Origin of the sequence: Pseudomonas cyclaminis (assembly GCF_015163715.1) — a bacterium.
Lineage (GTDB): Bacteria > Pseudomonadota > Gammaproteobacteria > Pseudomonadales > Pseudomonadaceae > Aquipseudomonas > Aquipseudomonas cyclaminis.
The window spans coordinates 1-23,350 of record NZ_JADDUM010000010.1 but is presented as its reverse complement, the minus strand read 5'-3'; the positions used below and the strand labels follow the sequence as shown (position 1 = coordinate 23,350).

At 61.4% G+C, this 23,350-nt stretch carries 26 protein-coding genes; 15 read left to right on the top strand and 11 right to left on the bottom strand.

The annotated features are described in order from the left end of the window. Positions 1-92: 92 nt before the first annotated feature. From proB to IQK56_RS01065, 4 genes are all read left to right on the top strand, one after another. Complete coding sequence (gene proB / locus IQK56_RS01080; protein ID WP_026013771.1) at positions 93-1,211, top strand: glutamate 5-kinase; 1,119 nt, start codon at positions 93-95, stop codon at positions 1,209-1,211. A 15-nt stretch (positions 1,212-1,226) separates the two neighbouring features. Continuing rightward, positions 1,227-1,691, top strand: a complete 465-nt coding sequence (locus IQK56_RS01075; protein WP_099587254.1) for a CreA family protein — start codon at positions 1,227-1,229, stop codon at positions 1,689-1,691. Positions 1,692-1,792: 101 nt separating this feature from the next. Next, a complete protein-coding gene (locus IQK56_RS01070) occupies positions 1,793-2,275 on the top strand; it encodes a glutathione peroxidase (protein ID WP_193862217.1) in 483 nt (160 codons plus the stop codon). Between the two features lie 189 nt (positions 2,276-2,464). After that, entirely contained in the window at positions 2,465-3,568 is a 1,104-nt protein-coding gene (locus IQK56_RS01065) for an NADH:flavin oxidoreductase (protein WP_193862218.1), read from the top strand. Here IQK56_RS01065 and IQK56_RS01060 read toward each other — a convergent pair. After that, entirely contained in the window at positions 3,537-4,739 is a 1,203-nt protein-coding gene (locus tag IQK56_RS01060; protein WP_122307534.1) for a glycosyltransferase family 4 protein, read from the bottom strand. The genes IQK56_RS01065 and IQK56_RS01060 overlap by 32 nt on opposite strands. Before the next feature lie 54 nt (positions 4,740-4,793). Next, positions 4,794-5,558: a sulfate transporter CysZ gene (cysZ, locus tag IQK56_RS01055; RefSeq protein ID WP_122307515.1), complete on the bottom strand. Its 765-nt coding sequence runs from the start codon at positions 5,556-5,558 to the stop codon at positions 4,794-4,796. Between cysZ and IQK56_RS01050 the strand changes: the two genes are divergently transcribed. Beyond that, positions 5,557-5,697: a hypothetical protein gene (locus IQK56_RS01050; protein WP_183140517.1), complete on the top strand. Its 141-nt coding sequence runs from the start codon at positions 5,557-5,559 to the stop codon at positions 5,695-5,697. The genes cysZ and IQK56_RS01050 overlap by 2 nt on opposite strands. Before the next feature lie 142 nt (positions 5,698-5,839). Then, positions 5,840-6,802, top strand: a complete 963-nt coding sequence (gene trxB / locus IQK56_RS01045) for a thioredoxin-disulfide reductase (RefSeq protein ID WP_122307516.1) — start codon at positions 5,840-5,842, stop codon at positions 6,800-6,802. Positions 6,803-6,926: 124 nt separating this feature from the next. Here trxB and IQK56_RS01040 read toward each other — a convergent pair whose 3' ends face one another. Genes IQK56_RS01040 through IQK56_RS01015 form a run of 6 tightly spaced genes read right to left on the bottom strand, consistent with a single transcriptional unit; the run spans position 6,927 to position 9,857 of the window. After that, positions 6,927-7,268, bottom strand: a complete 342-nt coding sequence (locus IQK56_RS01040; protein ID WP_122307517.1) for a HopJ type III effector protein — start codon at positions 7,266-7,268, stop codon at positions 6,927-6,929. After that, a complete protein-coding gene (locus IQK56_RS01035) occupies positions 7,261-7,557 on the bottom strand; it encodes a DUF1244 domain-containing protein (protein ID WP_065908484.1) in 297 nt (98 codons plus the stop codon). The genes IQK56_RS01040 and IQK56_RS01035 overlap by 8 nt, the downstream gene beginning before the upstream one ends. Before the next feature lie 16 nt (positions 7,558-7,573). Continuing rightward, positions 7,574-7,945, bottom strand: a complete 372-nt coding sequence (gene folX, locus IQK56_RS01030) for a dihydroneopterin triphosphate 2'-epimerase (protein WP_193862219.1) — start codon at positions 7,943-7,945, stop codon at positions 7,574-7,576. A gap of 2 nt (positions 7,946-7,947) precedes the next feature. Beyond that, positions 7,948-8,508 (bottom strand): GTP cyclohydrolase I FolE, encoded by a 561-nt coding sequence (folE, locus tag IQK56_RS01025; protein ID WP_193862220.1) that lies wholly within the window; start codon positions 8,506-8,508, stop codon positions 7,948-7,950. Positions 8,509-8,528: 20 nt separating this feature from the next. After that, positions 8,529-9,239, bottom strand: coding sequence for a dihydromonapterin reductase (folM, locus tag IQK56_RS01020; protein WP_193862221.1), 711 nt, complete (start codon positions 9,237-9,239; stop codon positions 8,529-8,531). A 57-nt stretch (positions 9,240-9,296) separates the two neighbouring features. Beyond that, a complete protein-coding gene (locus tag IQK56_RS01015) occupies positions 9,297-9,857 on the bottom strand; it encodes a putative antibiotic biosynthesis monooxygenase (RefSeq protein ID WP_122307521.1) in 561 nt (186 codons plus the stop codon). A 214-nt stretch (positions 9,858-10,071) separates the two neighbouring features. Here IQK56_RS01015 and IQK56_RS01010 point away from each other — a divergent pair, with 214 nt between their 5' ends. Beyond that, positions 10,072-11,031, top strand: a complete 960-nt coding sequence (locus IQK56_RS01010; RefSeq protein WP_193901514.1) for a MerR family transcriptional regulator — start codon at positions 10,072-10,074, stop codon at positions 11,029-11,031. Positions 11,032-11,033: 2 nt separating this feature from the next. Here IQK56_RS01010 and IQK56_RS01005 read toward each other — a convergent pair whose 3' ends face one another. Next, positions 11,034-11,639, bottom strand: a complete 606-nt coding sequence (locus tag IQK56_RS01005; protein ID WP_099587264.1) for a hypothetical protein — start codon at positions 11,637-11,639, stop codon at positions 11,034-11,036. A gap of 60 nt (positions 11,640-11,699) precedes the next feature. After that, the gene (locus IQK56_RS01000; protein WP_122307523.1) at positions 11,700-12,167 is read right to left on the bottom strand and encodes a PAS domain-containing protein; all 468 of its coding nucleotides are present in this window, start codon (positions 12,165-12,167) and stop codon (positions 11,700-11,702) included. A gap of 128 nt (positions 12,168-12,295) precedes the next feature. Between IQK56_RS01000 and IQK56_RS00995 the strand changes: the two genes are divergently transcribed. The 7 genes from IQK56_RS00995 to IQK56_RS00965 all read left to right on the top strand — a co-directional run bounded on the left by IQK56_RS00995 (position 12,296) and on the right by IQK56_RS00965 (position 21,952). Then, positions 12,296-12,754, top strand: a complete 459-nt coding sequence (locus IQK56_RS00995) for a flavodoxin (protein WP_193862222.1) — start codon at positions 12,296-12,298, stop codon at positions 12,752-12,754. 185 nt (positions 12,755-12,939) lie between these two features. Next, positions 12,940-13,722 (top strand): class II aldolase/adducin family protein, encoded by a 783-nt coding sequence (locus IQK56_RS00990; RefSeq protein WP_122307525.1) that lies wholly within the window; start codon positions 12,940-12,942, stop codon positions 13,720-13,722. Further along, the gene (locus IQK56_RS00985) at positions 13,722-14,624 is read left to right on the top strand and encodes an alpha/beta fold hydrolase (protein WP_122307526.1); all 903 of its coding nucleotides are present in this window, start codon (positions 13,722-13,724) and stop codon (positions 14,622-14,624) included. The genes IQK56_RS00990 and IQK56_RS00985 overlap by 1 nt, the downstream gene beginning before the upstream one ends. Positions 14,625-14,742: 118 nt before the next feature. Then, positions 14,743-15,654, top strand: coding sequence for an SDR family oxidoreductase (locus IQK56_RS00980; RefSeq protein ID WP_193862223.1), 912 nt, complete (start codon positions 14,743-14,745; stop codon positions 15,652-15,654). Between the two features lie 483 nt (positions 15,655-16,137). After that, a complete protein-coding gene (locus tag IQK56_RS00975; protein WP_122307527.1) occupies positions 16,138-17,919 on the top strand; it encodes a DUF1302 domain-containing protein in 1,782 nt (593 codons plus the stop codon). 26 nt (positions 17,920-17,945) lie between these two features. Next, entirely contained in the window at positions 17,946-19,304 is a 1,359-nt protein-coding gene (locus tag IQK56_RS00970) for a DUF1329 domain-containing protein (RefSeq protein ID WP_122307528.1), read from the top strand. A gap of 146 nt (positions 19,305-19,450) precedes the next feature. After that, the gene (locus tag IQK56_RS00965; protein WP_193901512.1) at positions 19,451-21,952 is read left to right on the top strand and encodes a helix-turn-helix transcriptional regulator; all 2,502 of its coding nucleotides are present in this window, start codon (positions 19,451-19,453) and stop codon (positions 21,950-21,952) included. Here IQK56_RS00965 and IQK56_RS00960 read toward each other — a convergent pair. Then, positions 21,949-22,821: a helix-turn-helix domain-containing protein gene (locus IQK56_RS00960; protein WP_122307530.1), complete on the bottom strand. Its 873-nt coding sequence runs from the start codon at positions 22,819-22,821 to the stop codon at positions 21,949-21,951. The genes IQK56_RS00965 and IQK56_RS00960 overlap by 4 nt on opposite strands. A gap of 138 nt (positions 22,822-22,959) precedes the next feature. Between IQK56_RS00960 and IQK56_RS00955 the strand changes: the two genes are divergently transcribed. After that, the coding region (locus IQK56_RS00955; RefSeq protein WP_193901510.1) for an EamA family transporter at positions 22,960-23,350 on the top strand (391 nt) is incomplete at its 3' end.

The window sequence follows — 23,350 nt, the reverse complement described above, 5'->3', positions numbered from 1 at the left end:
GAACGCCGCTCCTTAGAGCGGCGTTTTAGTATCCGGATATAACGTTATGGTCAGCGCTGGGTCGCGCGGCCCTCAATCTAAGGTTGAAGATGATGCGGAGCAAAGTGACAGGTGCGCAGCGCTGGGTCGTAAAGATCGGAAGTGCGCTGCTGACAGCGGATGGCAAAGGCCTGGATCGCGCAGCAATGAGCGTTTGGGTCGAGCAGATGGTGGCCTTGCATGAAGCGGGCGTCGAGTTGGTGCTGGTGTCGTCCGGGGCGGTAGCCGCCGGGATGAGCCGCCTCGGCTGGACCGCGCGACCCAGCGCGATGCACGAACTGCAAGCCGCCGCCGCCATCGGCCAGATGGGCCTGGTGCAAGCCTGGGAGTCCAGCTTTGCCGAGCATGGCCGCCACACGGCGCAGATCCTGCTGACCCACGATGACCTGTCCGACCGCAAGCGCTACCTCAACGCCCGCAGCACCTTGCGTGCACTGGTGGAGCTCAAGGTCATCCCGGTGATCAACGAGAACGACACCGTGGTCACCGACGAAATCCGTTTCGGCGACAACGACACCCTGGCCGCCCTGGTGGCCAACCTGGTGGAGGCCGACCTGCTGGTGATCCTCACCGACCGCGACGGCATGTTCGACGCCGACCCGCGTAACAACCCTGATGCTCAGCTTATTTATGAGGCGCGTGCCGATGATCCGGCGCTTGACGCCGTGGCCGGCAGTGTCGGCGGTGCCCTGGGCCGTGGCGGCATGCAGACCAAACTGCGTGCTGCGCGTTTGGCTGCACGTTCCGGTGCCCACACCATCATCGTCGGTGGGCGCCTGGAGCGCGTGCTGGATCGCCTCAAGGCTGGGGAGCGCATCGGCACGCTGCTGTCGCCGGAACGCGGCATGCTGGCGGCACGCAAGCAGTGGCTGGCCGGTCACCTGCAAACCCGTGGCACCCTGGTACTGGACGATGGCGCGGTGTCGGCACTGTCCCAAGGCAACAAGAGCTTGCTGCCGGTGGGCGTCAAGTTGGTGCAGGGCAGCTTCCGCCGTGGCGAAATGGTGGTGTGCGTCGCCCCGGATGGTCGCGAGATCGCCCGTGGCCTGGCCAATTACAGCGCCCTGGAAGCCCAGAAAATTATTGGACAATCGTCGGATGCGATTGTCGGACTATTGGGTTACATGGCCGAACCGGAACTGGTTCACCGCGACAACCTGATCCTGGTTTAACCAAAGGAATATACGATGCGTTTAGTGAAGTTCGCGCTGGGCCTGCTGTTGCTGACGCCGCTGCTGGCCTCGGCCGAGGAGATTGGCCAGGTGTCGACGGTGTTCAAGTTTGTCGGCCCCAATGACCGGATTGTCGTGGAAGCGTTTGACGACCCCAAGGTCGACGGCGTGACCTGCTACCTGTCCCGCGCCAAGACCGGCGGCGTCAAGGGCGGCCTGGGCCTGGCCGAAGACCGTGCCGAAGCCTCGATTGCCTGCCGCCAGGTCGGCCCGATCCGTTTCAAGGGTGAGCTCAAGGACGGCGACGAAGTGTTCAAGGAGCGCACTTCGCTGGTGTTCAAGACCATGCAGGTGGTGCGTTTCCTCGACAAGAAGCGCAACACCCTTGTGTATCTGGTCTACAGCGACCGCCTGATCGAAGGCAGCCCACAGAACGCGGTGACGGCGATTCCAATTCTTCCGTGGCCGACCGCTCAGTAATCCGCAGGCGGGTTTTGTAATCGGCGTCTATGATTGCAGGCTTGCGGGTTGTAATCTCGATAAGCCGCAACGTAAAGAATATGGGATATCTGGAGTTCGTCATGAGTGCTTTCCACGACCTGAAACTCAAAGCTTTGGACGGACAAGAGCTGCCACTGGCGCCTTTCAAGGGGCACGTGGTGCTGGTGGTCAACGTGGCCTCCAAATGCGGCCTGACCCCGCAATATGCGGCGTTGGAAAACCTCTACCAGCAGTACAAGGACCAGGGGTTTACCGTGCTGGGCCTGCCGTGCAACCAGTTTGCCGGCCAGGAACCGGGTACCGAAGAGGACATCCGCGAGTTCTGCAGCCTGAACTACGGTGTCACCTTTCCCTTGGGTAGCAAGCTCGACGTGAACGGCCCGGAGCGTCACCAGCTCTACCGTTTGCTGGCAGGTGAGGGCGCCGAATTTCCTGGGGACATCACCTGGAACTTCGAAAAATTCCTGCTCGGTAAAGATGGTCGCGTGCTCGCGCGCTTCTCACCGCGCACAGCGCCGGATGATCCAACAGTCGTCCAGGCCATCGAAAACGCCTTGAGCTGAACCTTTGGCAGGCGGGCTCGTGTGGTGAGCGGGCTTGTCGAATCGTCGCATCGCCCGCGCTGGGCTGCGCAGCAGCCCCAATGCCTCCCTGCTTTTACCCCTTAATCACCCAGATCAATAGTGCTACCCGGCACTTCGCGCTCCTCATATTATCCACATCATAAACCCCGTCCTCCGTGGAGTGCCCCCATGCCCGTCCAAGCCTTGTTCAAACCTTTCCAGCTCGGCGCACTGCAACTGTCGACCCGCGTGGTCATGGCGCCGATGACCCGCTCGTTTTCTCCGGGTGGCGTGCCCAATTCCAAAGTCATCGAATACTACCGTCGCCGCGCTGCCGCTGGCGTGGGCCTGATCATTACCGAAGGCACTGTGGTCGGTCACCAGGCCTCCAACGGCTACCCGAATGTCCCGCATTTCTACGGTGAGGCGGCCTTGGCCGGCTGGAAGAAAGTGGTCGATGCCGTGCACGCCGAAGGCGGCAAGATAGTCCCGCAACTATGGCATGTAGGCAGCGTGCGCCGTATCGGCACCGAGCCTGACGCCAGCGTTCCGGCCTACGGCCCGATGGAAAAACTCAAGGACGGCAACGTGGTCGTCCACGGCATGACCGCCCAGGACATCAAGGACGTGATCAACGCCTTCGCCCAAGCCGCCAAAGACGCCCAAAGCATCGGCATGGACGGCGTGGAGATCCACGGCGCCCACGGCTACCTGGTCGATCAGTTCTTCTGGGAAGGCAGCAACCAGCGTACCGACGAATACGGCGGCAGCCTCGCCAACCGCTCGCGGTTTGCCATCGAACTGATCGAGGCCACCCGCGCCGCCGTCGGCCTGGACTTCCCGATCATCTTCCGCTTCTCCCAGTGGAAGCAGCAGGATTACACCGCACGTCTGGTGCAAACCCCTGAGGCATTGGGGGAATTCCTCAAGCCGTTGTCCGACGCCGGCGTGGATATTTTCCACTGCTCCACTCGCCGTTTCTGGGAGCCGGAATTCGAAGGCTCCGACCTCAACCTGGCCGGCTGGACCCGCCAACTCACCGGCAAACCGACCATCACCGTCGGCAGCGTGGGGCTGGATGGCGAGTTCCTGCAGTTCATGGTCAACACCGACAAAGTCGCGCAGCCGGCCAGCCTGGAAAAACTGCTGGAGCGTCTGAATAACGACGAGTTTGATCTGGTTGCCGTAGGTCGTGCGCTGTTGGTTGACCCGGATTGGGCCGTGAAGGTGCGTGAAGGTCGCGAGGGTGACATTCTGCCATTTAGTCGTGAGGCGTTGACGACTCTGGTCTGAGTGGCGTCAGGGCGGGCACTGGGTGGCCGTCCTTGCACACGCCGCGCAACTGGCGTTCAAACTGTTCGATAATCGCCGGCCAACCCTGGCGACTGGCATGTTGGCGCGCATTCAGGCGGGCCCTGCGCAAGGTTTCGCGCTCTTCCAGCAGCCAGATGGCCGCATCGCAAAACGCATCTTCATCCCCCGGCATCGCCAGTGCGCCGCTATAGCCGTGGCGCAGGTGCTGGCTTGCGGCCGCTTGATCGTAGGCCACCACACCAAGACCTGAAGCCATGGCTTCCAGCACCACGTTGCCGAAGGTTTCGGTCAGGCTGGGAAACAGAAACAGGTCACCGCAGGCGTAATGCCGCGCCAGTTCTTCGCCGCGTTGAGTGCCGCAGAACACCGCGTCGGGCAGATCACGCTCCAGCAGTGCGCGTTGCGGGCCGTCGCCGACGATGATCAGCTTCATGCGGCGCGATGGATACGTAGCTTGAAGCGCATCGACGCAGCGCTTGAGCAGCCCGAGGTTTTTCTCCTGGGCCAGGCGGCCAACGTGCAGCACAGCGATATCGTCGTTTTCCAACCCCCAGCGCTCGCGCAGCGCATTGTCACGCTTGGCCGGATGGAACAACTGGCTGTCCACCCCGCGTGACAACATGCCCAGGCGCTCGAAATGCCGGCGCTCCAACTCCAGGCGTTGGCTGGCGCTGGGCACCAGGGTCAGGGTCGAACGGTTGTGAAACCAGCGCAGGTAATGCGTGACCACACGGCTCAGCAGGCTCAAGCCATACTGGTTTGAATACTGCTGGAAGTTGGTGTGAAAGCCGCTGACCACACTGATCCCAAGGCGGCGTGCTGCACGCAGTGCGGACAATCCCAGCGGGCCTTCGGTGGCGATGTAGAGCACGTCCGGGCGTTGGCGCGTCCACCGTCGCAGTAACTTGTGCATCGACGACTGGCCCCATTGCAGCCCTGGATAACCCGGCAGCGGCCAGCCGCGGCACAGCAACAGTTCGTCGTCGCTGAGCCGGCTCTGATCAGCGCCCTGGCGTGGGCGCACCAGCTCGACTTGATGGCCGCGCGCGCGCAAACCGTCGCACAGGCGACCAAGGGTATTGGCCACCCCGTTGATTTCTGGCGGGAAGGTTTCGGTGATCAGAGTGATATGGAGCGAAGCTGTCGTCATGACCCACAGTGTCCCGCTGGGCCATGTCGCCATTGTGTCATCCAGATGATGGATTTATGACGTGGGCACCTTGGGCGCGGCCATCGCCTCGGCGCCTTGCTCGCGCACCCAGAACAGCGTCGCCCCAGCCACCGCCGCCGGCATCATCAGCAGGTTGACCACCGGCACCAGCAGCACCAGGTAAACAATCCCGCCGAAACTCATGCTCTGCCAGCGTTTCTGGCGCAGCCACGCGAGCATCTCGTTCCAGCCCAGTTTGTGGTTGTCGGCCGGGTAGTCGATGTACTGGATCGCCATCATCCACACGCCGAACAGCAGCCACAGTGGCGCCGCGATCAGGTTCACAACGGGGATAAACGACAGGATAAACAGACCGATCGCCCGCGGCAGGAAGTAGCCCAGCTTGCGCATTTCCCGGGCCAGGGTGCGCGGCACCATGGCGATCAGCTCGCCCCAACTGAACGCGGGGAAGTCGTCGGTACCGCGCACCACCACTTCGACTTTCTCCGAGAGAAAGCCGTTGAACGGCGCCGCGATGATATTGGCGAGCATGGTGAAGGTGAAAAACACCATCAGCACCACCAACACCACAAACAAGGGCCATAACAGGTAATTGAGAAAACTCAGCCAGCTCGGCAGCGTCGGCATCAAGTGGTCAACCCACAGGCTGAACTGATGGCCGGCGAAGTAAATCAAGCCGACGAACAGCACCAGGTTGATCACCAGAGGCAGCAGCACAAACAGCCGCAGGCCAGGGCTCAATACCAGTTTGAGGCCTTCACGCAGGTATTGCGGGCCGGAAAGAGCAGGGGCGGGCATGGAGAACTCCGAGCAGGATGACGATCGCGCCGACCTTACCGGCTTTGCATTCAAGGTGAAAGCTGCGACATCAAAGGTAACAAAGGCGTCGATCAGGCCGACTGACAGCATAGAGACCGCCTATGAGCTGGATTGTTAAACCGTATTTCCTTAATCTTGCCCCCCTCTATACGCTGCACCCATTATTTTCAGGATCTGCGAGTTAAAGCCTTCCCCAAGTGCTTCGCAGTCCTTTTTTATTCCAGCCGCCTTGTAGTCCGGGCGGTCGATAGGAGTGAGTCATGTCTGATACCCGTCATTCGCGAGTGATTATTCTCGGTTCCGGCCCTGCCGGTTACAGCGCTGCGGTCTACGCTGCCCGGGCCAACCTCAAGCCGCTGCTGATCACCGGCATGCAGGCGGGCGGTCAGTTGACCACCACCACGGAAGTCGACAACTGGCCCGGCGACGTCCACGGTTTGACCGGCCCGGTGCTGATGGAGCGTATGAAAGAGCACGCCGAGCGCTTCGAAACCGAGATCGTGTTTGATCACATCAACCAGGTCGACTTCTCCAAGAAGCCTTACAGCCTGACCGGCGACAATGGCGTCTACACCTGTGACGCGCTGATCATCGCCACTGGCGCCAGCGCCCGTTACCTGGGCCTGCCATCGGAAGAAGCGTTCATGGGCAAGGGCGTTTCCGCCTGCGCGACCTGCGACGGTTTCTTCTACCGCAACAAGCCGGTTGCGGTCGTCGGCGGCGGCAACACTGCGGTGGAAGAGGCGCTGTACCTGGCCAACATCGCCAGCACCGTGACCCTGGTTCACCGTCGCGAGACCTTCCGCGCCGAGAAGATCCTGATCGACAAGCTGCACGCCCGTGTCGCTGAAGGCAAGATCATCCTCAAGCTCAACGCCACCCTGGATGAAGTCCTGGGCGACACCATGGGCGTGACCGGTGCCCGCCTGAAGAACAACGATGGCAGCTTCGACGAGCTGACAGTCGACGGCGTGTTCATCGCCATCGGCCACACCCCGAACACCTCGTTGTTCGAAGGCGTGCTGGAAGCCAAAGACGGCTATCTGGTGGTACAGGGCGGCCGTGAAGGCAATGCGACTGCCACCAACATCGAAGGCATTTTCGCGGCCGGTGACGTGGCTGACCATGTGTACCGCCAAGCCATCACCTCGGCTGGCGCCGGTTGCATGGCGGCACTGGATGCCGAGCGTTACCTCGACGGCCTGCAGAACGCTTCGTTCTAACAAACGCCGTAAAACAATGTGGGAGGGGGCTTGCCCCCGATAGCGGTGGTTCAGTATCAAATGTACTGACTGACACACCGCTATCGGGGGCAAGCCCCCTCCCACATTTTGATCTGCGTCTGACTTAGGATTTGCGGGTCAGTGGCTGGGCCGTGAATTTCACACCGGCCAGGCCATTGGCAATCAATGCGCGGATATTGCCGTGGTCGCTGCCCTCAGGCGTTGCCAGCACTGAACGATAGTGCTCGCCGAACGCCAGCAGCGCTTCCTGATCACTCAAACCTTCCAGCACCGCCAAACCCAGCGTCTTGCACGACCCTTCATTCTGCCCGGCCGCGTTTTCCACTGCGCCGTTGGTGAAGGCTTGCGGCTGGTAGTCATACCCAGCGGCAATAAAAGCCAGGGTATCGGCAAAAACGTGTTCGCCGCTGTTGAGGCTGGCGCGCAGGGTGTTCAAGTCAGTCATGGGTTTTTCCTTTGGCGAACGCCGCCTGTTGGTCGGCGCTGGCTTCTTTCTGGTATTGGGCTTTCCACTCGGCGTACGGCATGCCGTACACCACTTCACGGGCATCATCGAGGCTCAGCTCGATGTGGCGCTCGTCGGCCTCGGCCTTGTACCACTTTGACAGGCAGTTACGGCAGAAACCGGAAAGGTTCATCAGGTCAATGTTCTGCACATCCTTGCGGCTGTCCAGATGGGCCACCAGCCGGCGGAAGGCGGCAGCTTCGAGTTCGAGGCGTTGTTGATCGTTCATAGGGTTCACTTGAATGTCAGCGGCTGGCCGCCAGGGTAATCGAAACCGACTCGGCAAAGCGCAGCGCATGGGGCTTGTCCACTTCGACCTCGGCATACAGCACCGATTCATTGCTTATTACCAGGTCCAGCAGCTCCTGGGTCAGGCGCTCCAGCAGGGCAAAGCGGTTGCCTTCCACATGGGCGATGATCGCCTTGGTGATGGTGCGGTAGTTCAGCGCGTGGTCGATATCGTTGTCGCGCACGGCGTCCTGGGCGGCATACAAGATGGTCAGGTTGATCAACACATCCTGCTTGTTGAGGATCTCGTCCTCGTTTATGCCGATGAAGGTGCGCAGGCACAGGTCCTTGACCCGGATGCGCGCCATGCCTGGTTGAAGTTGTGGCATTGCTACTTGCTCCGTCCAATCAGTTGCAGGAACTCCATGCGCGTGGTGTTCGACTCACGGAAAGCGCCGAGCATCACCGAGGTGTTCATGGTTGAATTCTGTTTCTCCACGCCGCGCATCATCATGCACATGTGCTTGGCTTCGATCACCACGGCCACACCGGCGGCCTGGGTCACGTCCTGGATGGCGTCGGCGATCTGCCGCGTGAGGTTTTCCTGGATTTGCAGGCGCCGGGCGAACATGTCGACGATACGCGCCAGCTTCGACAGGCCCAGCACCTTGCCAGTCGGAATATAGGCCACATGAACCTTGCCGATAAAGGGCAGCAGGTGGTGTTCGCACAGCGAGTACAACTCGATGTCCTTGAGGATCACCATCTCGTCGTTATCGGAATAGAACAGCGCCCCGTTGACGATCTCTTCCAGGTTCTGCTCGTAGCCATGACACAGGTACTGCATGGCTTTGGCGGCGCGCTTGGGCGTGTCGAGCAAGCCTTCGCGCTCTGGGTCTTCGCCGAGGCCTTTGAGAATCTCGCGGTAGTGTTGGGGCAGGGACAAGGTCATACAACATCCTCACATACGGCTTACTTGATATGCCGCCCGCCGTTGACGGTCAGGGTGGTACCGGTGACATAGGGGTTGTCCAGCAGGTAACGCACGCTCTGGTAGATCACCTCGGGTCCGGGCTCGATGCCCAGGGCCGACTTGGCCAATACCTTGCTGCGATAGGCCGCGTCGTCGTTCTCGTTGAACATCACCATCGCCGGGGCGATGCCGTTGACCTTGATCAGCGGCGCGAACTGCGCGGCAAATGACAGCGTAAGGCTGTCGAGCCCGGCCTTGGTGGCGCAGTAGGCTATGTGCTGGCGGCTGCCCTTGCGCACCACGTCATCGCTGATGTGCACGATGTCGGCAGGTGAAGAGCGTTGCAGCAGGGGTGAACAATGCAGGTTGATCAGGTAGGGCGCAAGCATGTGCACGCTGAACATGTCGCTGAAGGCGCGGCTTTCGTCGCCCGGGGTTTCCGCGACCCAGGCCGAGGCGTTGTGGATGATCGCACGCAGGCTTTGAGTATGGGTCTGCAGGTCAGCGATAAATGTCAGGATTCCAGCTTCGTTGGAGAAGTCGGCAAACACACCGATTGCACCCCGGTCCCGCAGGGCCTGCACGCCGGGGCGTTCGCTGCGGTAGCTGAAAATCACCGGTTGGCCCTCGTCCAGCAGGCGCTGGGCGCAATGCAGGCCGACACGTTGGCCGGCGCCGGTGATCAGGATCGGGGCGTTCGTTGCAGTCATGGGAGGCTCGCGTCGCTGGCAGGCGCAAATCATACCAGCGACGGGTTGCCCCTGTACTCACGCCGCCGCTTCGGCGGCCTTGCGCGGTGCCGGCGCGGGATGCAGCCAGTTCGCCAGCAGGTGGGTCGACAGCGGAATGAACCAGTAAACCATCAGGGGCGTGAGTGCCATCGTGCTGACCAGCACGCGTGGCACCAGGTCGAGCTGATTGAGCAATGGTCCCAGGATAAAGTTGAACAGCAGCGACACAGGGAAAAACGCCAGCCAGATCGCCACCGCCTGCTTCCAGCGCGGCGGACGCGCACCGGCCGCTCCAAACCAGCCGTCGATGCCACGTACACGGTGCTCGGACGGGTCGGCAAACAAGTCGCTGCCACGGCTCAGCCACGCACCACGGGAGGCGGAAAATTCCCAGGCGTGCAGGGTCTTTTCATCGGCGAAACGGAAAATGATCTGGAATTCGTCATCGTTGGGCGGCGGTGCCAGCACGCCGGAACCCAGGTAACCGGGGAAGTCGGTGGCCAATTGCTCGCCTTCGCGCAGCCAGGCCATCAGTTCTTCGTAGCGTCCTTTGGCGACGCGGCGCGCAACCATCAAGGTGACGGGAGAGGTAGACATTGTGTATCTCCAAATATACGGGTGCGCTGAACCGGGTAGGTGGCACACAGACGACGCTGCGGGGTGTTGCAGCGACGTGTAAAAAGCAGGCAAGGATTATTCCTGTTTTGCCGAAATACACCAGCGACATTGGTCCGAAAAGCCCAGCCCTTGAAAAAGACAGGTCTAAAGGCGTTAAATGAGCACCCGACTACAAACGGTTTTTTGGTCTCAAATGCCCGTGATTACTGCTCCCATTGATAGCACTTCGCATCTGGACGCAACTGACGCCCCTGAGCTGTTTCCAATCCGTGAAGTATCAAGATTGACAGGCATCAACCCGGTCACCCTGCGTGCCTGGGAGCGCCGTTACGGTCTGATCCAGCCCGTACGCACCGAAAGTGGGCATCGCCTCTACTCCAAGTCCGACATTGAGACCGTCAATCGCATTCTTGATTGGATCGAGCGGGGAGTGGCCGTGAGCAAGGTCGGCAAGATTCTCGCCCGCGACGATCAGCAGGCCCAGCTGATTCGCGCTGAGCGTGACACCCTCGAAGAGGCCGAATGGCCGCAGTGGCGGGCGCGCCTGATGACCGCGATCAGTGCCTTTGATGACCGCCAGATGGAGAGCCTGTACGGCCAGATTTTTACCACCTATCCCCTCAGTGTGGCGTTCCAGGACATCCTGATGCCTCTCTGGAACGAGCTGTTGCGCCACCAGGGGCGCTTCGGCCAGGCCAGCGAATGGCTGTTTTTCGATGCTTTCCTGCGTGTACAAACCTTCCTGCGGCTGCACGTCGCGAGCGTGTCGCCAAGCCCTCGGGTTCTGCTGGCCGCCATGCCCGGCGAATGCCGCAAATTGGAATTGCTGGTGGCGGCGCTGTTGATGAGTCGTGATGACTTGGCCGTGAAGGTGCTGGGCATGGGCCAGCCGTTTGATGAGCTGACCCTGGTGTGTGAAAAGATTCAGCCCCAGGCGCTGGTCATCTTCTCCAATCACGCCCATAACCTTGAGTTGGCCGGACGCCTCAATCGCTTGGCGTTGACCCTCGATTGCCCATTGTTTCTGGCGGGTGCCGCGTCGGACCTGGCGCAGAGCGCACTGGCAGGCTCCTCCATCGGTTGTCTGGGCAGCGAAGGGCGCGAGATGCAACGCCGCTTGCAGCAGTTCCTCAGCGGTAACCTGGATACCTGATCTCAGGCGTGCATCTGCGGGTGCACCAGGCGGTGCTGATGCAGGATGAACTGGCGCAGGCGCTCGATTTCATCCGTATCGCTTTGGCTGAGGCGATAGGCAAACAACCCCCGCGCCGTTTCCCGCTCGAACGCGCCGCGCAGGCTGATGCGCTCATAGCCGGAAGGGCTGAACCACAGGGAAAAGGTTTTTGGCGGCTTGATCCTGCCCCGAATCTCCACCAGCACGCCCTTGAATGACACTTCATGCACCCACAGCGCGCTCGCCGTGCCCTTGATGTTTTCCAGGGCCACCGGTGCTTCGAGCGCCAGGCGCCAGGCGCGGATCACCGGGCCGTCTTCGAAAATGCTCGGCACCCCCAGACGCAGATGCACGGCATTGAACTCATCTTCCACCAAGTGCAGGGGAAAGGTCAGTTGCTGGTTGTCGAACTGTGCCTGGATGGTGACATGGTCATGGGCGGCCAGGCGCGTGAGCAAGTCGCGAATCTGCGCACCGCCGTTGACGGTCAGGCTCGACGACGCGTCCCGCAAGTTAAGTTGCGGGTTGTGTTGCATGTTCTGAATGAAATCCAGCTCATCCTGGGTCAGAAGTGCATCGCGTTGCATCGTACTTGCTCAGTAGGGAGGGCATTAAAGTGCCATTATCCGCTCATATGGCCGTATTTTCTAAGTTTTGTTCAATCCGCTGGTCGCCTTGAGCGCCGCCAGCTCGGCCTTGACCTGGGCCAATTCGCCTTCCAATTGCGTGACACGCTGCTGGGCCTTGACCTGGAGCGTGACGTCTTTTTGTACGCCGACAAAATACGTCTGTTTATCGGCTGCGTTATACACCGTCGAAAGTGACAGTTCGTTCCAGAAATGGCTGCCGTCCTTGCGGTAATTACGCAGGATTTCCCGGCACGACTCACCACTCTCCAACGCGTCCCGTATGGCCATCAGCGCTGGCTGGTCACGGTCACCCGACTGCAGGAAGCGGCAGTCCTGATAGAGGATTTCATCCAGGGTGTAGCCGGTGAGCCGTTCGAATGCGGGGTTTACATAAATCAGCGGCTTGTCTTTGCCTTCCCGTTCGGCGACCACGATGCCGTCGTTGGAAGCGGCGATCACCATTTGCATCAGCTTGGCGTTAATCATTGAGCGGTCCATGGCTGGTTGTTGAAATGGGCAGTTTATGACAAGTCCTGAATCTTGCACGGTGTGCCCCGAAATATTTGCGTCGCTGTTAATATCCCAGGCTTTCGCTCAACTACAGGATCAGATTGATGAAAGTCGCCATCCTTTCCGGCTCGGTCTACGGCACGGCTGAAGAAGTCGCCCGCCACGCCGCCGGCATCCTCAAAGACGCCGGTTTTAAAGCCTGGCACAACCCCCGCGCAACCCTGGCGGATGTGCAGGCGTTTGCCCCCGAGGCGTTTCTGGCGGTGACCTCGACCACCGGCATGGGTGAACTGCCCGACAACCTGCAACCGTTGTATTCGACGATTCGCGACCAGTTGCCCGCCGCCTGGCGCGGTCTGCCCGGTGCGGTGATCGGCCTGGGCGACGCCAGCTATGGCGACACCTTTTGTGGTGGCGGCGAGCAGATGCGTGAACTGTTCGGCGAGTTGGGCGTGCGCGAAGTCCTGCCGATGCTGCGCCTGGACGCCAGCGAGAGCGTCACTCCGGAAACCGACGCCGAGCCGTGGCTGGCTGAGCTGGTCACCGCACTGCGCGCCGATTGAGCGGTTCGCAGTGGCTTTATTGACGGCGTCTCTTTGACGCCGTTTACACAGATTTAAACTATTCTCCTAGCTGACTCGTACGGTCATCAAGCTGGCTGCGAAGGCAACTCCGTCCGCCAGGGCGTCTGACTAGACTGGCCCATCACTCAAAAAACAATAAGAAGTGCGCCAAGGAGGTCGTTGCCGTGAGCCTAGCCCCTGTTGTATCGCCACAGACTGTCAAAGACCAGGTCAGCGCTGCCGAGTGGCAAGCCCGAGTCGACCTGGCCGCCTGCTATCGCCTGGTGGCGCTGCATGGCTGGGACGACCTGATCTTCACCCACATCTCGGCCAAGGTGCCGGGCACCGATGATTTCCTGATCAACCCTTACGGGCTGATGTTCCACGAGATTACCGCGTCGAGCCTGGTCAAGGTCGACCAGGCCGGCAACAAGCTGATGGACAGCCCCTACGAAATCAACCCTGCGGGCTACACCATCCACAGCGCCATCCATGAAGTGCGCCACGATGTCACCTGCGTGCTGCATACCCACACGGCCGCCGGCGTGGCGGTGGCGGCGCAGAAACAAGGCGTGCTGCCGATCAGCCAGCAATCGATCTTCGTGCTGTCGAGCCTGGCCTATCACGCCTATGAAGGTGTGGCGCTGAACCACGAAGAGAAGGCGCGCCTGCAGGCCGACCTGGGCGACAACAATTTCCTGATGCTGCACAACCATGGCCTGCTCACGTGTGGCAGCACCATCGCCGACACCTTCCTGATGATGTTCACCTTTCAGCGCGCCTGCGATATCCAGGTGCTGGCGCAAAACGGCGGCGCTGAATTGATCGCCATTGGCCCGCAGATTCTGGCGGGCGCCAAGGCCATGGTCGCGGCTGTCACAAAGAGCGCCCAAGGCATGGGGGGCGCGCTGGCCTGGCCGGCGTTGCTGCGCAAATTGGATGCTCAAGATCCTGGGTATAGAAGCTGATGCCACTCGCCGAGATCCCGCTCAGAGCCTGGCGCAAACGCAGCCAGAGTTTCGACTTTCGCGGTCGCACCATCCGTTATTGGACGGCGGGGCAGGGCGAACCGTTACTGCTGATCCATGGCTTTCCCACCGCCAGTTGGGACTGGCATTACGTGTGGCAACCCCTGGCCCAGCACAACCTGGTCATCGCCTGCGACATGCTCGGTTTTGGCGATTCGGACAAGCCGCTGGACCATGGCTACTGCCTGCTCGAACAGGCGGACTTGCAACAGGCGCTGCTTGAGCATCTGCGGCTGGATCAGCCGGTGCACGTGTTGGCCCATGACTACGGCGACAGCGTCGCCCAGGAACTGTTGGCCCGACACTATGAAGGTCGCTTCCAGATGGCCAGTTGTGTGTTTCTCAATGGCGGGCTGTTCCCGGAAACCCATCGTCCGGCGCTGGTGCAAAAGCTCTTGCTCAGTCCGCTGGGCTGGATGATCGGCCGCGCGTTCGGGCGCAATGCCCTGGCCGACAGTTTCAACCAGATATTCGGCCCCAACACCCGCCCCAGCGAAAGCGCCCTTGACGATTTCTGGAGCCTGATCGACTGCAACGATGGCACGCGCATCCTGCACAAACTCATCGCCTACATTCCCCAGCGTCGGCGCCTGCGTGATCGCTGGGTGGCGGCGATGCAGCACGATGACGTGCCGTTGCGGGTGATCGACGGCGAGATCGACCCGATCTCAGGTATCCATATGGTGGAGCGCTACCGCCAGTTGGTGCCCAACGCCGACACGGTGCTGCTGGCCAATATCGGCCACTACCCGCAGATCGAGGCGCCGGTGCTGGTGCTCAAGCACTACCAGGCGTTTCGTGATCGGATTGGGCTGTCCGCGCCGCGCTTGGCTTATTCCTAGACCGTAGGATCATCCCTCTGCCTTATCGAGCACCATTCAGCCCTGGCCGTCTTTATTGTGACCAGAGGCTGGGTGCCCGACACTCGACTCATTCCCATTGTCGCCATTGGAGTTCGGTATGAGTGAGTCAGTGCAGTTCCAGGATAAGGTCGTGATCGTCACCGGTGCCGGCGGCGGATTGGGCCGGGCCCATGCGCTGTTGTTCGCCAGACACGGGGCCAAGGTGCTGGTCAACGATCTCGGCGGTTCCACCCAGGGCGAAGGCGCCAATGCCTCGGCGGCCGACCGGGTGGTGGCCGAGATTCGCGAAGCGGGCGGGATCGCCGAAGCCAACCACGACTCTGTCACCGACGGTGACAAGATTGTGCAGAACGCCCTCGACGCCTTTGGCCGTATCGACGTGGTGGTCAACAACGCCGGCATCCTGCGCGACAAAACCTTCCACAAAATGGAAGACGCCGACTGGGACCTGGTGTACCGCGTGCATGTCGAAGGCGCCTACAAAGTCACCCGCGCCGCCTGGCCTCATCTGCGTGATCAGGGTTACGGCCGGGTGATCTTCACCGCGTCCACCTCGGGGATCTACGGCAACTTCGGCCAGTCCAACTACGGCATGGCCAAGCTCGGCCTGTATGGCTTGACCCGCACCCTGGCGCTGGAAGGGCGCAAGAACAACATCCTGGTCAACGCCATCGCCCCCACCGGCGCCACGCGCATGACCGAAGGCCTGATCCCGCCGCAAGTGTTCGAGCGCCTCAAGCCGGAACTGGTCAGCCCGCTGGTGGTGTACCTGGGCAGCGAAGCCTGTCAGGAAACCTCCGGGTTGTTTGAAGTGGGCGGTGGCTGGATCGGCAAGACCCGCTGGGAGCGCAGCCTGGGCATGGGCTTTGATCCCGAAGCCGGCTTTTCGCCGGATGATGTGGCCGCGCACTGGCAGCAGATCTGCGACTTCGAAGGGGCGGCTCACCCGAAGGACAACATCGAGGCCTTGAAGGAGATGATGGCCAATTTGCAGAAATACAGCCTGTGATCGTTGCTTGAAAAAGATTGAATCCTACGGGCGCTGATGGCGCCCCGTTTTATTTCAGGCATAAAAAAGGCCGCTGCATAGGCAGCGGCCGAAGTAAGACGTTGGATCAAGGAGCGACAAATCAACGTCAGTGAACACTGGTAACAGACTGAAAAGAGGCATCAATCCATTTAAAGCTGGCTGTTCTTCCGTTGGAAGGAAGCGGGCCGTTTGCCCTGAAAGCCCGGCAAGAATAGTCGTTAGTAACAGAATGAGTAATAGCGATTCACGACATGCACTGTTGTCAAAACTGCAACAGTCACGGCGCTCGCCATCCACGCCCCTGATAACCCGCCATCCACCCGGTCCATGCCCCCGCCCAGACCCAGGCCAGAGCGCCTGGTAATCCTTTCGAGCGACAACACGAATCCCTCCTTGGTGCGCTTATCGCTCCTGATGCGCGGCAGTAGGGTGGGGCCTTCTGTCACTCACCGGGGAAGACGCATGACAAAAACAACAATGCGCGCCATCTTCACGCCACAGGCGCTGGCCGCTGCGGTTGCCTTGGGTTGCTGTGCCCAGGCTCAGGCTGTTTCGTTCAATATTGGCGAGATCGAAGGGCAATTCGATTCGTCGTTGTCGGTGGGGTCGAGTTGGGGCATGCGCGATGCCGACAAGAGCCTGGTCGGTACCGTCAATGGCGGCACAGGCCAGGCTTCCACGGGGGATGACGGGCGCCTCAACTTCAAGAAGGGCGAGACCTTCTCGAAAATCTTCAAGGGCCTGCACGACCTGGAACTCAAGTACGGCGACACCGGTGTGTTCGTGCGCGGCAAGTATTGGTACGACTTCGAACTCAAGGACGAAGACCGCGAGTTCAAGCAGATCAGCGACCACAATCGCAAGGAAGGCGCCAAGTCCAGCGGTGCGCAGATCCTCGATGCGTTCGTTTACCACAACTACTCCCTGGGCGACCTGCCGGGCACCGTGCGCGCCGGTAAGCAGGTGGTCAGCTGGGGCGAAAGTACCTTCATCGGCAACTCCATCAACAGCATCAACCCGATTGACGTGTCGGCGTTCCGCCGGCCCGGTGCCGAGATCAAGGAAGGCTTGATCCCGGTGAACATGCTGTTTGCGTCCCAGAGCCTGACCAACCAACTGACTGTGGAAGGGTTCTACCAGTTGGAATGGGACCAGACCGTGCTGGATAACTGCGGTACGTTCTTTGGTGGGGATGTGGCGGCGGATGGTTGTACAGGTAACTACACCGTAGGTAGTCCGGGGATCGCAGCGTTGCAACCGATCGCCGCATCACGCGGCCAAGGCTTTGTGGTGACCCGCGAGGGTGTGGTGGTGCAGCGTGCCGGCGACCGTGATGCACGGGACTCCGGCCAATTTGGTGCAGCCCTGCGCTGGTTGGGTGATGACACCGAGTACGGCCTCTACTTCATGAACTATCACAGCCGTACGCCAACTGTCGGCACGATTACCGCCAATACGAACCTGGCGACCATTGGTGGCATCGCCGCGGCCGCTCCTGCAGGTTTCGGTTCAGCCCTGGCCCAGAGCACCATGCTTGGCCGTGGCCAGTACTATCTCGACTACCCGGAAGACATCCGCCTGTTCGGCGCGAGCTTCTCCACCACCTTGCCCACCGGCACGGCGTGGACCGGAGAGATCAGCTACCGGCCCAACGCCCCGGTGCAGTTGAACACCACCGACTTGACATTGGCGTTGGTCAACCCTATCGCCGGCCAACTGGCCTCACCCATCCGCAGCAACTTCGGCGACGACAACAAAGGCTACCGCCGCAAGGAAATCACCCAGATCCAAAGCACCATGACCCAGTTCTTCGATCAGGTCCTTGGCGCCGAACGCCTGACCCTGGTCGGCGAGGCGGCGGTCGTCCACGTGGCTGGCCTGGAGGACAAATCCAAACTGCGTTACGGCCGTGATTCGGTCTACGGCGCCTACGGTTTCCAGGGCGACACCGACGGTTTTGTCACCTCCACCTCCTGGGGCTACCGTGCTCGGGCGATCCTCGACTACAACAACGCCATTTTCGGGGTGAACCTCAAGCCCAACCTGTCCTGGTCCCATGACGTCGCCGGCTACGGCCCCAACGGGATCTTCAACAAAGGCGCCAAGGCCATCAGCGTCGGCGTGGATGCGGACTACCGCAGCACCTACACCGCCAGCCTCAGCTACACCGACTTTTTCGGTGGCGACTACAACACCCTGACCGACCGCGACTTCCTCGCCCTCAGCTTCGGCGTGAACTTCTGATTTGGCTTAAAGAAGGACAAGAACCTATGCGTAAGACAATTGCAGTGTTGGCCCTGAGTCTGTTGGCCGCCCACGTGATGGCAGCCGTGTCGCCGGAAGAAGCGGCCAAGCTGGGCACCACCCTCACGCCAGTCGGCGCCGAAAAAGCCGGCAATGCCGACGGCTCGATCCCGGCCTGGACCGGCGGCATCCCGAAAAACGCCGGCGCGGTGGACAGCAAAGGCTTCCTGGCTGACCCGTTTGCCAGTGAAAAACCGCTGTTCGTGATCACCGCCGCCACCGTCGACAAGTACAAGGACAAACTCTCCGACGGCCAGGTGGCGATGTTCAAGCGCTACCCCGAGACCTACAAGATCCCGGTGTACCCGAGCCACCGCACGGTCAACCTGCCGGCGGACGTCTACGAATCGATCAAGCGCAGCGCGCTCAACGTCAAGGCGATCAACGACGGCAACGGCCTGGAAAACTTCACCGGCAACCGTTACTACGCCTTCCCGATTCCGAAGAATGGCGTGGAGGTGCTGTGGAACCACATCACCCGTTACCACGGCGGCAACCTGCGCCGCATCATCACCCAGGCCACCCCGCAGACCAACGGCAGCTACACGCCGATCCGCTTCGAAGAAGAAGTGGCGGTGCCCCAGGCGATCCCGGATATCGACGCGGCCAAGGCGGCCAACGTGTTGAGTTTCTTCAAGCAATCGGTCACCGCCCCGGCGCGCCTGGCGGGCAACGTGCTGCTGGTGCACGAAACCCTCGACCAGGTGAAAGAGCCGCGCCTGGCCTGGATCTACAACGCCGGCCAACGCCGCGTGCGCCGTGCGCCGCAAGTGTCCTATGACGGGCCGGGCACCGCGTCCGATGGCCTGCGCACCACCGACAACTTCGACATGTTTTCCGGCGCTCCCGACCGCTACGACTGGAAGCTGGTGGGCAAGAAGGAGATGTACATCCCCTACAACAGCTACAAGCTCGATTCGCCGAGCCTCAAGTACGACGACATCATCAAGGCCGGCCACATCAACCAGGACCTGACCCGCTACGAACTGCACCGCGTGTGGGAAGTGGTCGGCACGGTCAAGCCGAGCGAGCGGCACATCTACGCCAAGCGCCACATGTACATCGACGAAGACAGCTGGCAAGTCGCGCTGGTGGATCACTACGACGGTCGCGGCCAACTGTGGCGCATCGCCGAAGGTCATGCGCAGTTCTACTACGACCACCAGGTGCCGGCGTACACCGTCGAAACCCTGTACGACATCATCGCCGGTCGCTACATCGCACTGGGCATGAAAAACGAGGAGAAGAGCAGCTTCGTGTTCGGCTTCGCCGCCAAGGCAGCGGACTACACCCCGGCAGCGTTGAGGGCTGAAGGCGTACGCTGATCCAATGTGGGAGCGGGCTTGCCCGCTCCACATTGGGTTCTATGCATGTCTTTTAATCAATGTGCTGAATCTTTCTTCAACAACCGCCAACCACAGGACTAGGGTACGCATCACGTTGCATAACAATAAGAACGCAGGATGCAGCAATGACTGCCATGACACGCTGCCTGGACCGTCCTGGATTCATGCCCCGGCTGTCCGCCCATCATCTGCTGCGCCCCCGCCTGGCCGAGCCTTTGCTGGCGGCGCAGGCGCGCGTCAAGTTGTTGTGCGCCCCCGGCGGCAGTGGCAAGAGCGCGTTGCTCGCCGAGTGCGCGTTGCAGGCGCCGGCGGGTTGCCAAGTCTATTGGTTGCCGCTCAATGGCGCGTCCCTCAGCCCTCTTGACCTGTGCCAGCGACTGGCGCAAAACCTGGGCCTGACGTTTACCGACGAAACTACCTTGCTGCTGGACCTCAGCCGTTGGCAGGCGCCGGCGTGGCTGTTCCTCGATGATTTCTGCCGCCTGCCCACTCCCGACACCGACGCCTTGCTCGACCGCCTGCTCACAGCCAGCAGCCCGGCGCTGACCTGGTGGCTGGGCGCTCGACGGCGTCCGGCGTGCAATTGGCCGAGGCTGCTGCTCGACGATGAGTTGCTTGAGGGCGGCGCCGACCTGGCCTTTACCTCTTCAGACATTCAGGCACTGCTCAGTCACGCGCCGGCCCAATCCGTAGAAAGCGTGCTGCAGTTCAGTGCCGGTTGGTGCGCAGGTGTGCGCATCGCGTTGCTGGGCGATGGGCATCCCGACAAGACCTTGCTCGACTATCTGCAACATGAACTGTTCAGCACGCTGCCGCCGGAGCTGGCCGAGGCCTGGCGCGTGCTGGCCCATCTGCCGCGCTTCAATACGGGCCTTTGCGAGCATTTGTTCGGCGCGGGCGACGGTGGCCAGTACCTGCGGGATTTGCAGGCGCTCGGCGCATTTATCGAGCCGTGGGAAGACACTGACTGGCTGCAGGTTTTCCCGCCGCTGGCGCAACTGATGCACGACGAACCCTGGCCGGCCAAACGCTCTTGGCATCGACGCGCTTGCCAATGGTTTTGCACCGAACAGGACTGGCAGGCCGCCTTCGAACAAGCGCTGCTGGCCGAAGAATATGAAATGGCCGTGAGCTTGTTGCAGCACTTCAGCTTCGAGGATCTGTTCCGCCAGCAGAACGCCGTGTTGCTGTTGCGCCTGCATGAGCAGCATGGCGATGAATTGATGCTTGGCTCGGCGCAGTTGGTAGGGCTGGTGACCGCCGCGTTGCTGTTCGCCGGGCGCTTCGATCAGGCGGCTGCGTGCATCGATCAGTTGGCCCGATTTGCCCCGCAACCCACGGCCGCGCAACAGCGTTATCTACTGGCGCGCTGGCAGGCGCAGTGGGGCTGGTTACTGCACCTGGGCGGCGATGCCGAGGGTGCCCGTCTGCATTTTCTAGAGGCCCTGCAAGCGTTGCCCGACAGCGCTTGGACGTCCCGCTTGATGTGCCTGTCGGGGCTGACCCAGCAAGCCTTGCTGCGCGGCGAGCTGGACGTCGCCCAAGGCCTGAACCGTGAAGCGCTGTGCCTGGCACGCGCCCATGGTTCGTTGCTACTGGAGGCCTTGCTGGAACTGGATCACGCGCAACTGCTGGAGCAGCGCGGCGCGCCGTATCGGGCGCAGAGCCTGCTGGAAACGGTGCAGGCGATGTTGCTCAAGCAGCGACTCAAGGCTGGGCCATTGGTGGGGCGCATTGCGTTGCGGCGCGGGCATTTGGCGCTGCGCCAGGGCCAGGACAGCCTGGCCGCCGAGTGTTTCGAGACTGGCTTGAAGATGTGCCTGCACAGCCAGGACAAGCGCGTGCTCTACGGATATCTCGGCCTGGCACTGCTGGCCGCCAACCGGGGTGATTACGCCCAGGCGTTTATCCAACTGCGCGAGGCCGAACGGCTGATGCAGCAACGCCAGGTGCCGGACAGCGTGTACCGAGCGGTGCTGTTGTTGGTCAGCGGGCATTTCTGGTTGCAGCAAGGCCGCGCCGAATTGACCGTGGAAGCAGTGCGCCGTGTGCTGCGCCACTTTCGCGGGCCCCAGGGCAAACAAGCGCCGCCGGCCACCCTGGAACTGATCCCGCGCCTGGAATACCTGCTGGTGCTGGCGGAGGTAAAACTGGGCTGCGCCGAGCGACCCGTAGAGCGGCTCAATGTGTTGCTGGAAACCACCCACCAGCGCGGCATGCTCTGCCTGGAAACCGAGCTGCACTTGGTCCTGGGTGAAGTGGCGTGGCAGTTGGGCGACCCGGTCTTGGCGCGCCGTTCGCTGCAAACCGGCCTGGACCTGGCCGGACGTTGCCAGGTGCAACAAGCGATTCGCGAACTGCGCTTGCGCTCGCCGGGACTGTTGAGCGAGCTGGGCATGGAGCCTCAGGCATCAACCCCCGGCACGCTGGAAAACCCTTTGAGCCAGCGTGAACTGGAAGTGTTGCAACTGATCGCCCAAGGCAGCTCCAACCTGGAAATCGCCGACCGGCTGTTTATCTCCCTGCACACCGTCAAGACCCACGCGCGGCGCATCCACAGCAAGCTGGGCGTCGAGCGGCGCACCCAGGCAGTGGCCAAGGCCAAGACGTTGGGCTTGATGGTTTAAATGAAGGCCTGACGGTAATCGCCGGGCGTGGCGCCCACAGCCTGGCGGAAGCGATGGGTGAAGTGGCTGGCGCTGGAGAATCCGCACAGCAAGGCTATCTCGCCCAGGGGCAGGGCACCGCCGCGCAGCAGGCTTTGCGCACGACTCAGCCGACGCGCCAACAGGTATTGATGGGGCGGCAGGCCGAAGCTTTGGCGGAACATCCGCGCAAAATGGTATTCCGACAGCGCGCACAGGCCAGCTAATTGGCCCAGGCTGATGGGGTCTTCCAGGTGCTGGTCGATGTAGTCCACCAGCAACCGTCGCTGGTACGCCGCCAACCCTCCTTTCAAGCGCAGGCCTTCTCGGGCGCCTACTTGGCTGAGCAGGGTGTGGCTGAGCATTTCATGGGCCAGGCTGCTGGTCAGCAGGCGTTCGGCGGGTTCCTGCCAATTGAGCGCGATCAGTTGGTGGAAACGTCGGGCCTGGCTGTCGTCTTGCAGAAAGGTGCTTTCGCGCAGCTCCAGGGTGCGCGGCTCGCGGTCGAGCAGGGTGACGCAGCCCAAGGCAAATTGCTCGGGGCTGAAATACACGTGGGCCAGGCGGATTTCACCGTTGATCACCCACGCCGACTGATGCTCGGCGGGCAGGATGCACAGCTTGTCGGGGCCGCCCTTGGTGCCCGGCTGGTCACGCCGAAACGTGCCGGTGCCACCGCCGATGTAGCAGGACAGCGTGTGGTGGCTGGGCGCCTGGTAGTCCTGGGAATCGTGATGATTGCTCCACAAGGCCGCCGACAAGCCGTCACCGAGCTCGGCGCAGGCTTCAAGGCGTGCGTTGGGCGAGCGGTTAAGGGCTTGAAAGACTTGCAGGGATTCCAGATCTGACATGGTGTGTGTTCTCCGACGCCTTGCATCCTACTCCGCACCGCTGGCGCTGTGAGCCCAGCGCCCGACAAAAGCGCAAGAATGTGCAAGAACGTTACACACGTTGAAGGCGACACTGTGGCTCAACCGATGGAGCCCGCTATGAACCTTTCCCTGTATTTACTCACCGTGCTGATCTGGGGCACCACCTGGATCGCCCTCAAATGGCAATTGGGCGTGGTGGCGATTCCTGTGTCCATCGTCTATCGCTTTGGCCTGGCGGCGCTGGTGTTGTTTGCATTGTTGCTGCTCAGCCGCAAGTTGCAGGTGATGAACCGGCGCGGGCACCTGATCTGCCTGGCCCAGGGGCTGTGCCTGTTTTGCGTCAACTTCATGTGCTTCCTCACCGCCAGCCAGTGGATTCCCAGCGGGTTGGTGGCGGTGGTGTTTTCCACCGCCACGTTGTGGAACGCGCTCAACGCCCGGGTGTTTTTCGGCCAGCGGGTGGCACGTAACGTGTTGATGGGTGGCGGTCTTGGCCTGGCGGGGTTGG

What these genes read in the sequence shown, in the direction of transcription:
- folE (WP_193862220.1), bottom strand. Translation starts at nt 8,508, where the DNA reads ATGACCTTGTCCCTGCCCCAACACTACCGCGAGATTCTCAAAGGCCTC.
- IQK56_RS01035 (WP_065908484.1), bottom strand. Translation starts at nt 7,557, where the DNA reads ATGAACGATCAACAACGCCTCGAACTCGAAGCTGCCGCCTTCCGCCGG.
- IQK56_RS00970 (WP_122307528.1), top strand. Translation starts at nt 17,946, where the DNA reads ATGCGTAAGACAATTGCAGTGTTGGCCCTGAGTCTGTTGGCCGCCCAC.
- IQK56_RS00995 (WP_193862222.1), top strand. Translation starts at nt 12,296, where the DNA reads ATGAAAGTCGCCATCCTTTCCGGCTCGGTCTACGGCACGGCTGAAGAA.
- IQK56_RS00975 (WP_122307527.1), top strand. Translation starts at nt 16,138, where the DNA reads ATGACAAAAACAACAATGCGCGCCATCTTCACGCCACAGGCGCTGGCC.
- IQK56_RS01000 (WP_122307523.1), bottom strand. Translation starts at nt 12,167, where the DNA reads ATGATTAACGCCAAGCTGATGCAAATGGTGATCGCCGCTTCCAACGAC.
- IQK56_RS01010 (WP_193901514.1), top strand. Translation starts at nt 10,072, where the DNA reads ATGCCCGTGATTACTGCTCCCATTGATAGCACTTCGCATCTGGACGCA.
- IQK56_RS01005 (WP_099587264.1), bottom strand. Translation starts at nt 11,639, where the DNA reads ATGCAACGCGATGCACTTCTGACCCAGGATGAGCTGGATTTCATTCAG.
- IQK56_RS01015 (WP_122307521.1), bottom strand. Translation starts at nt 9,857, where the DNA reads ATGTCTACCTCTCCCGTCACCTTGATGGTTGCGCGCCGCGTCGCCAAA.
- IQK56_RS00960 (WP_122307530.1), bottom strand. Translation starts at nt 22,821, where the DNA reads ATGTCAGATCTGGAATCCCTGCAAGTCTTTCAAGCCCTTAACCGCTCG.
- folM (WP_193862221.1), bottom strand. Translation starts at nt 9,239, where the DNA reads ATGACTGCAACGAACGCCCCGATCCTGATCACCGGCGCCGGCCAACGT.
- IQK56_RS01065 (WP_193862218.1), top strand. Translation starts at nt 2,465, where the DNA reads ATGCCCGTCCAAGCCTTGTTCAAACCTTTCCAGCTCGGCGCACTGCAA.
- cysZ (WP_122307515.1), bottom strand. Translation starts at nt 5,558, where the DNA reads ATGCCCGCCCCTGCTCTTTCCGGCCCGCAATACCTGCGTGAAGGCCTC.
- IQK56_RS01075 (WP_099587254.1), top strand. Translation starts at nt 1,227, where the DNA reads ATGCGTTTAGTGAAGTTCGCGCTGGGCCTGCTGTTGCTGACGCCGCTG.
- IQK56_RS01040 (WP_122307517.1), bottom strand. Translation starts at nt 7,268, where the DNA reads ATGACTGACTTGAACACCCTGCGCGCCAGCCTCAACAGCGGCGAACAC.
- IQK56_RS00985 (WP_122307526.1), top strand. Translation starts at nt 13,722, where the DNA reads ATGCCACTCGCCGAGATCCCGCTCAGAGCCTGGCGCAAACGCAGCCAG.
- proB (WP_026013771.1), top strand. Translation starts at nt 93, where the DNA reads ATGCGGAGCAAAGTGACAGGTGCGCAGCGCTGGGTCGTAAAGATCGGA.
- IQK56_RS01050 (WP_183140517.1), top strand. Translation starts at nt 5,557, where the DNA reads ATGGAGAACTCCGAGCAGGATGACGATCGCGCCGACCTTACCGGCTTT.
- trxB (WP_122307516.1), top strand. Translation starts at nt 5,840, where the DNA reads ATGTCTGATACCCGTCATTCGCGAGTGATTATTCTCGGTTCCGGCCCT.
- IQK56_RS00965 (WP_193901512.1), top strand. Translation starts at nt 19,451, where the DNA reads ATGACTGCCATGACACGCTGCCTGGACCGTCCTGGATTCATGCCCCGG.
- folX (WP_193862219.1), bottom strand. Translation starts at nt 7,945, where the DNA reads ATGCCACAACTTCAACCAGGCATGGCGCGCATCCGGGTCAAGGACCTG.
- IQK56_RS01060 (WP_122307534.1), bottom strand. Translation starts at nt 4,739, where the DNA reads ATGACGACAGCTTCGCTCCATATCACTCTGATCACCGAAACCTTCCCG.
- IQK56_RS00980 (WP_193862223.1), top strand. Translation starts at nt 14,743, where the DNA reads ATGAGTGAGTCAGTGCAGTTCCAGGATAAGGTCGTGATCGTCACCGGT.
- IQK56_RS01070 (WP_193862217.1), top strand. Translation starts at nt 1,793, where the DNA reads ATGAGTGCTTTCCACGACCTGAAACTCAAAGCTTTGGACGGACAAGAG.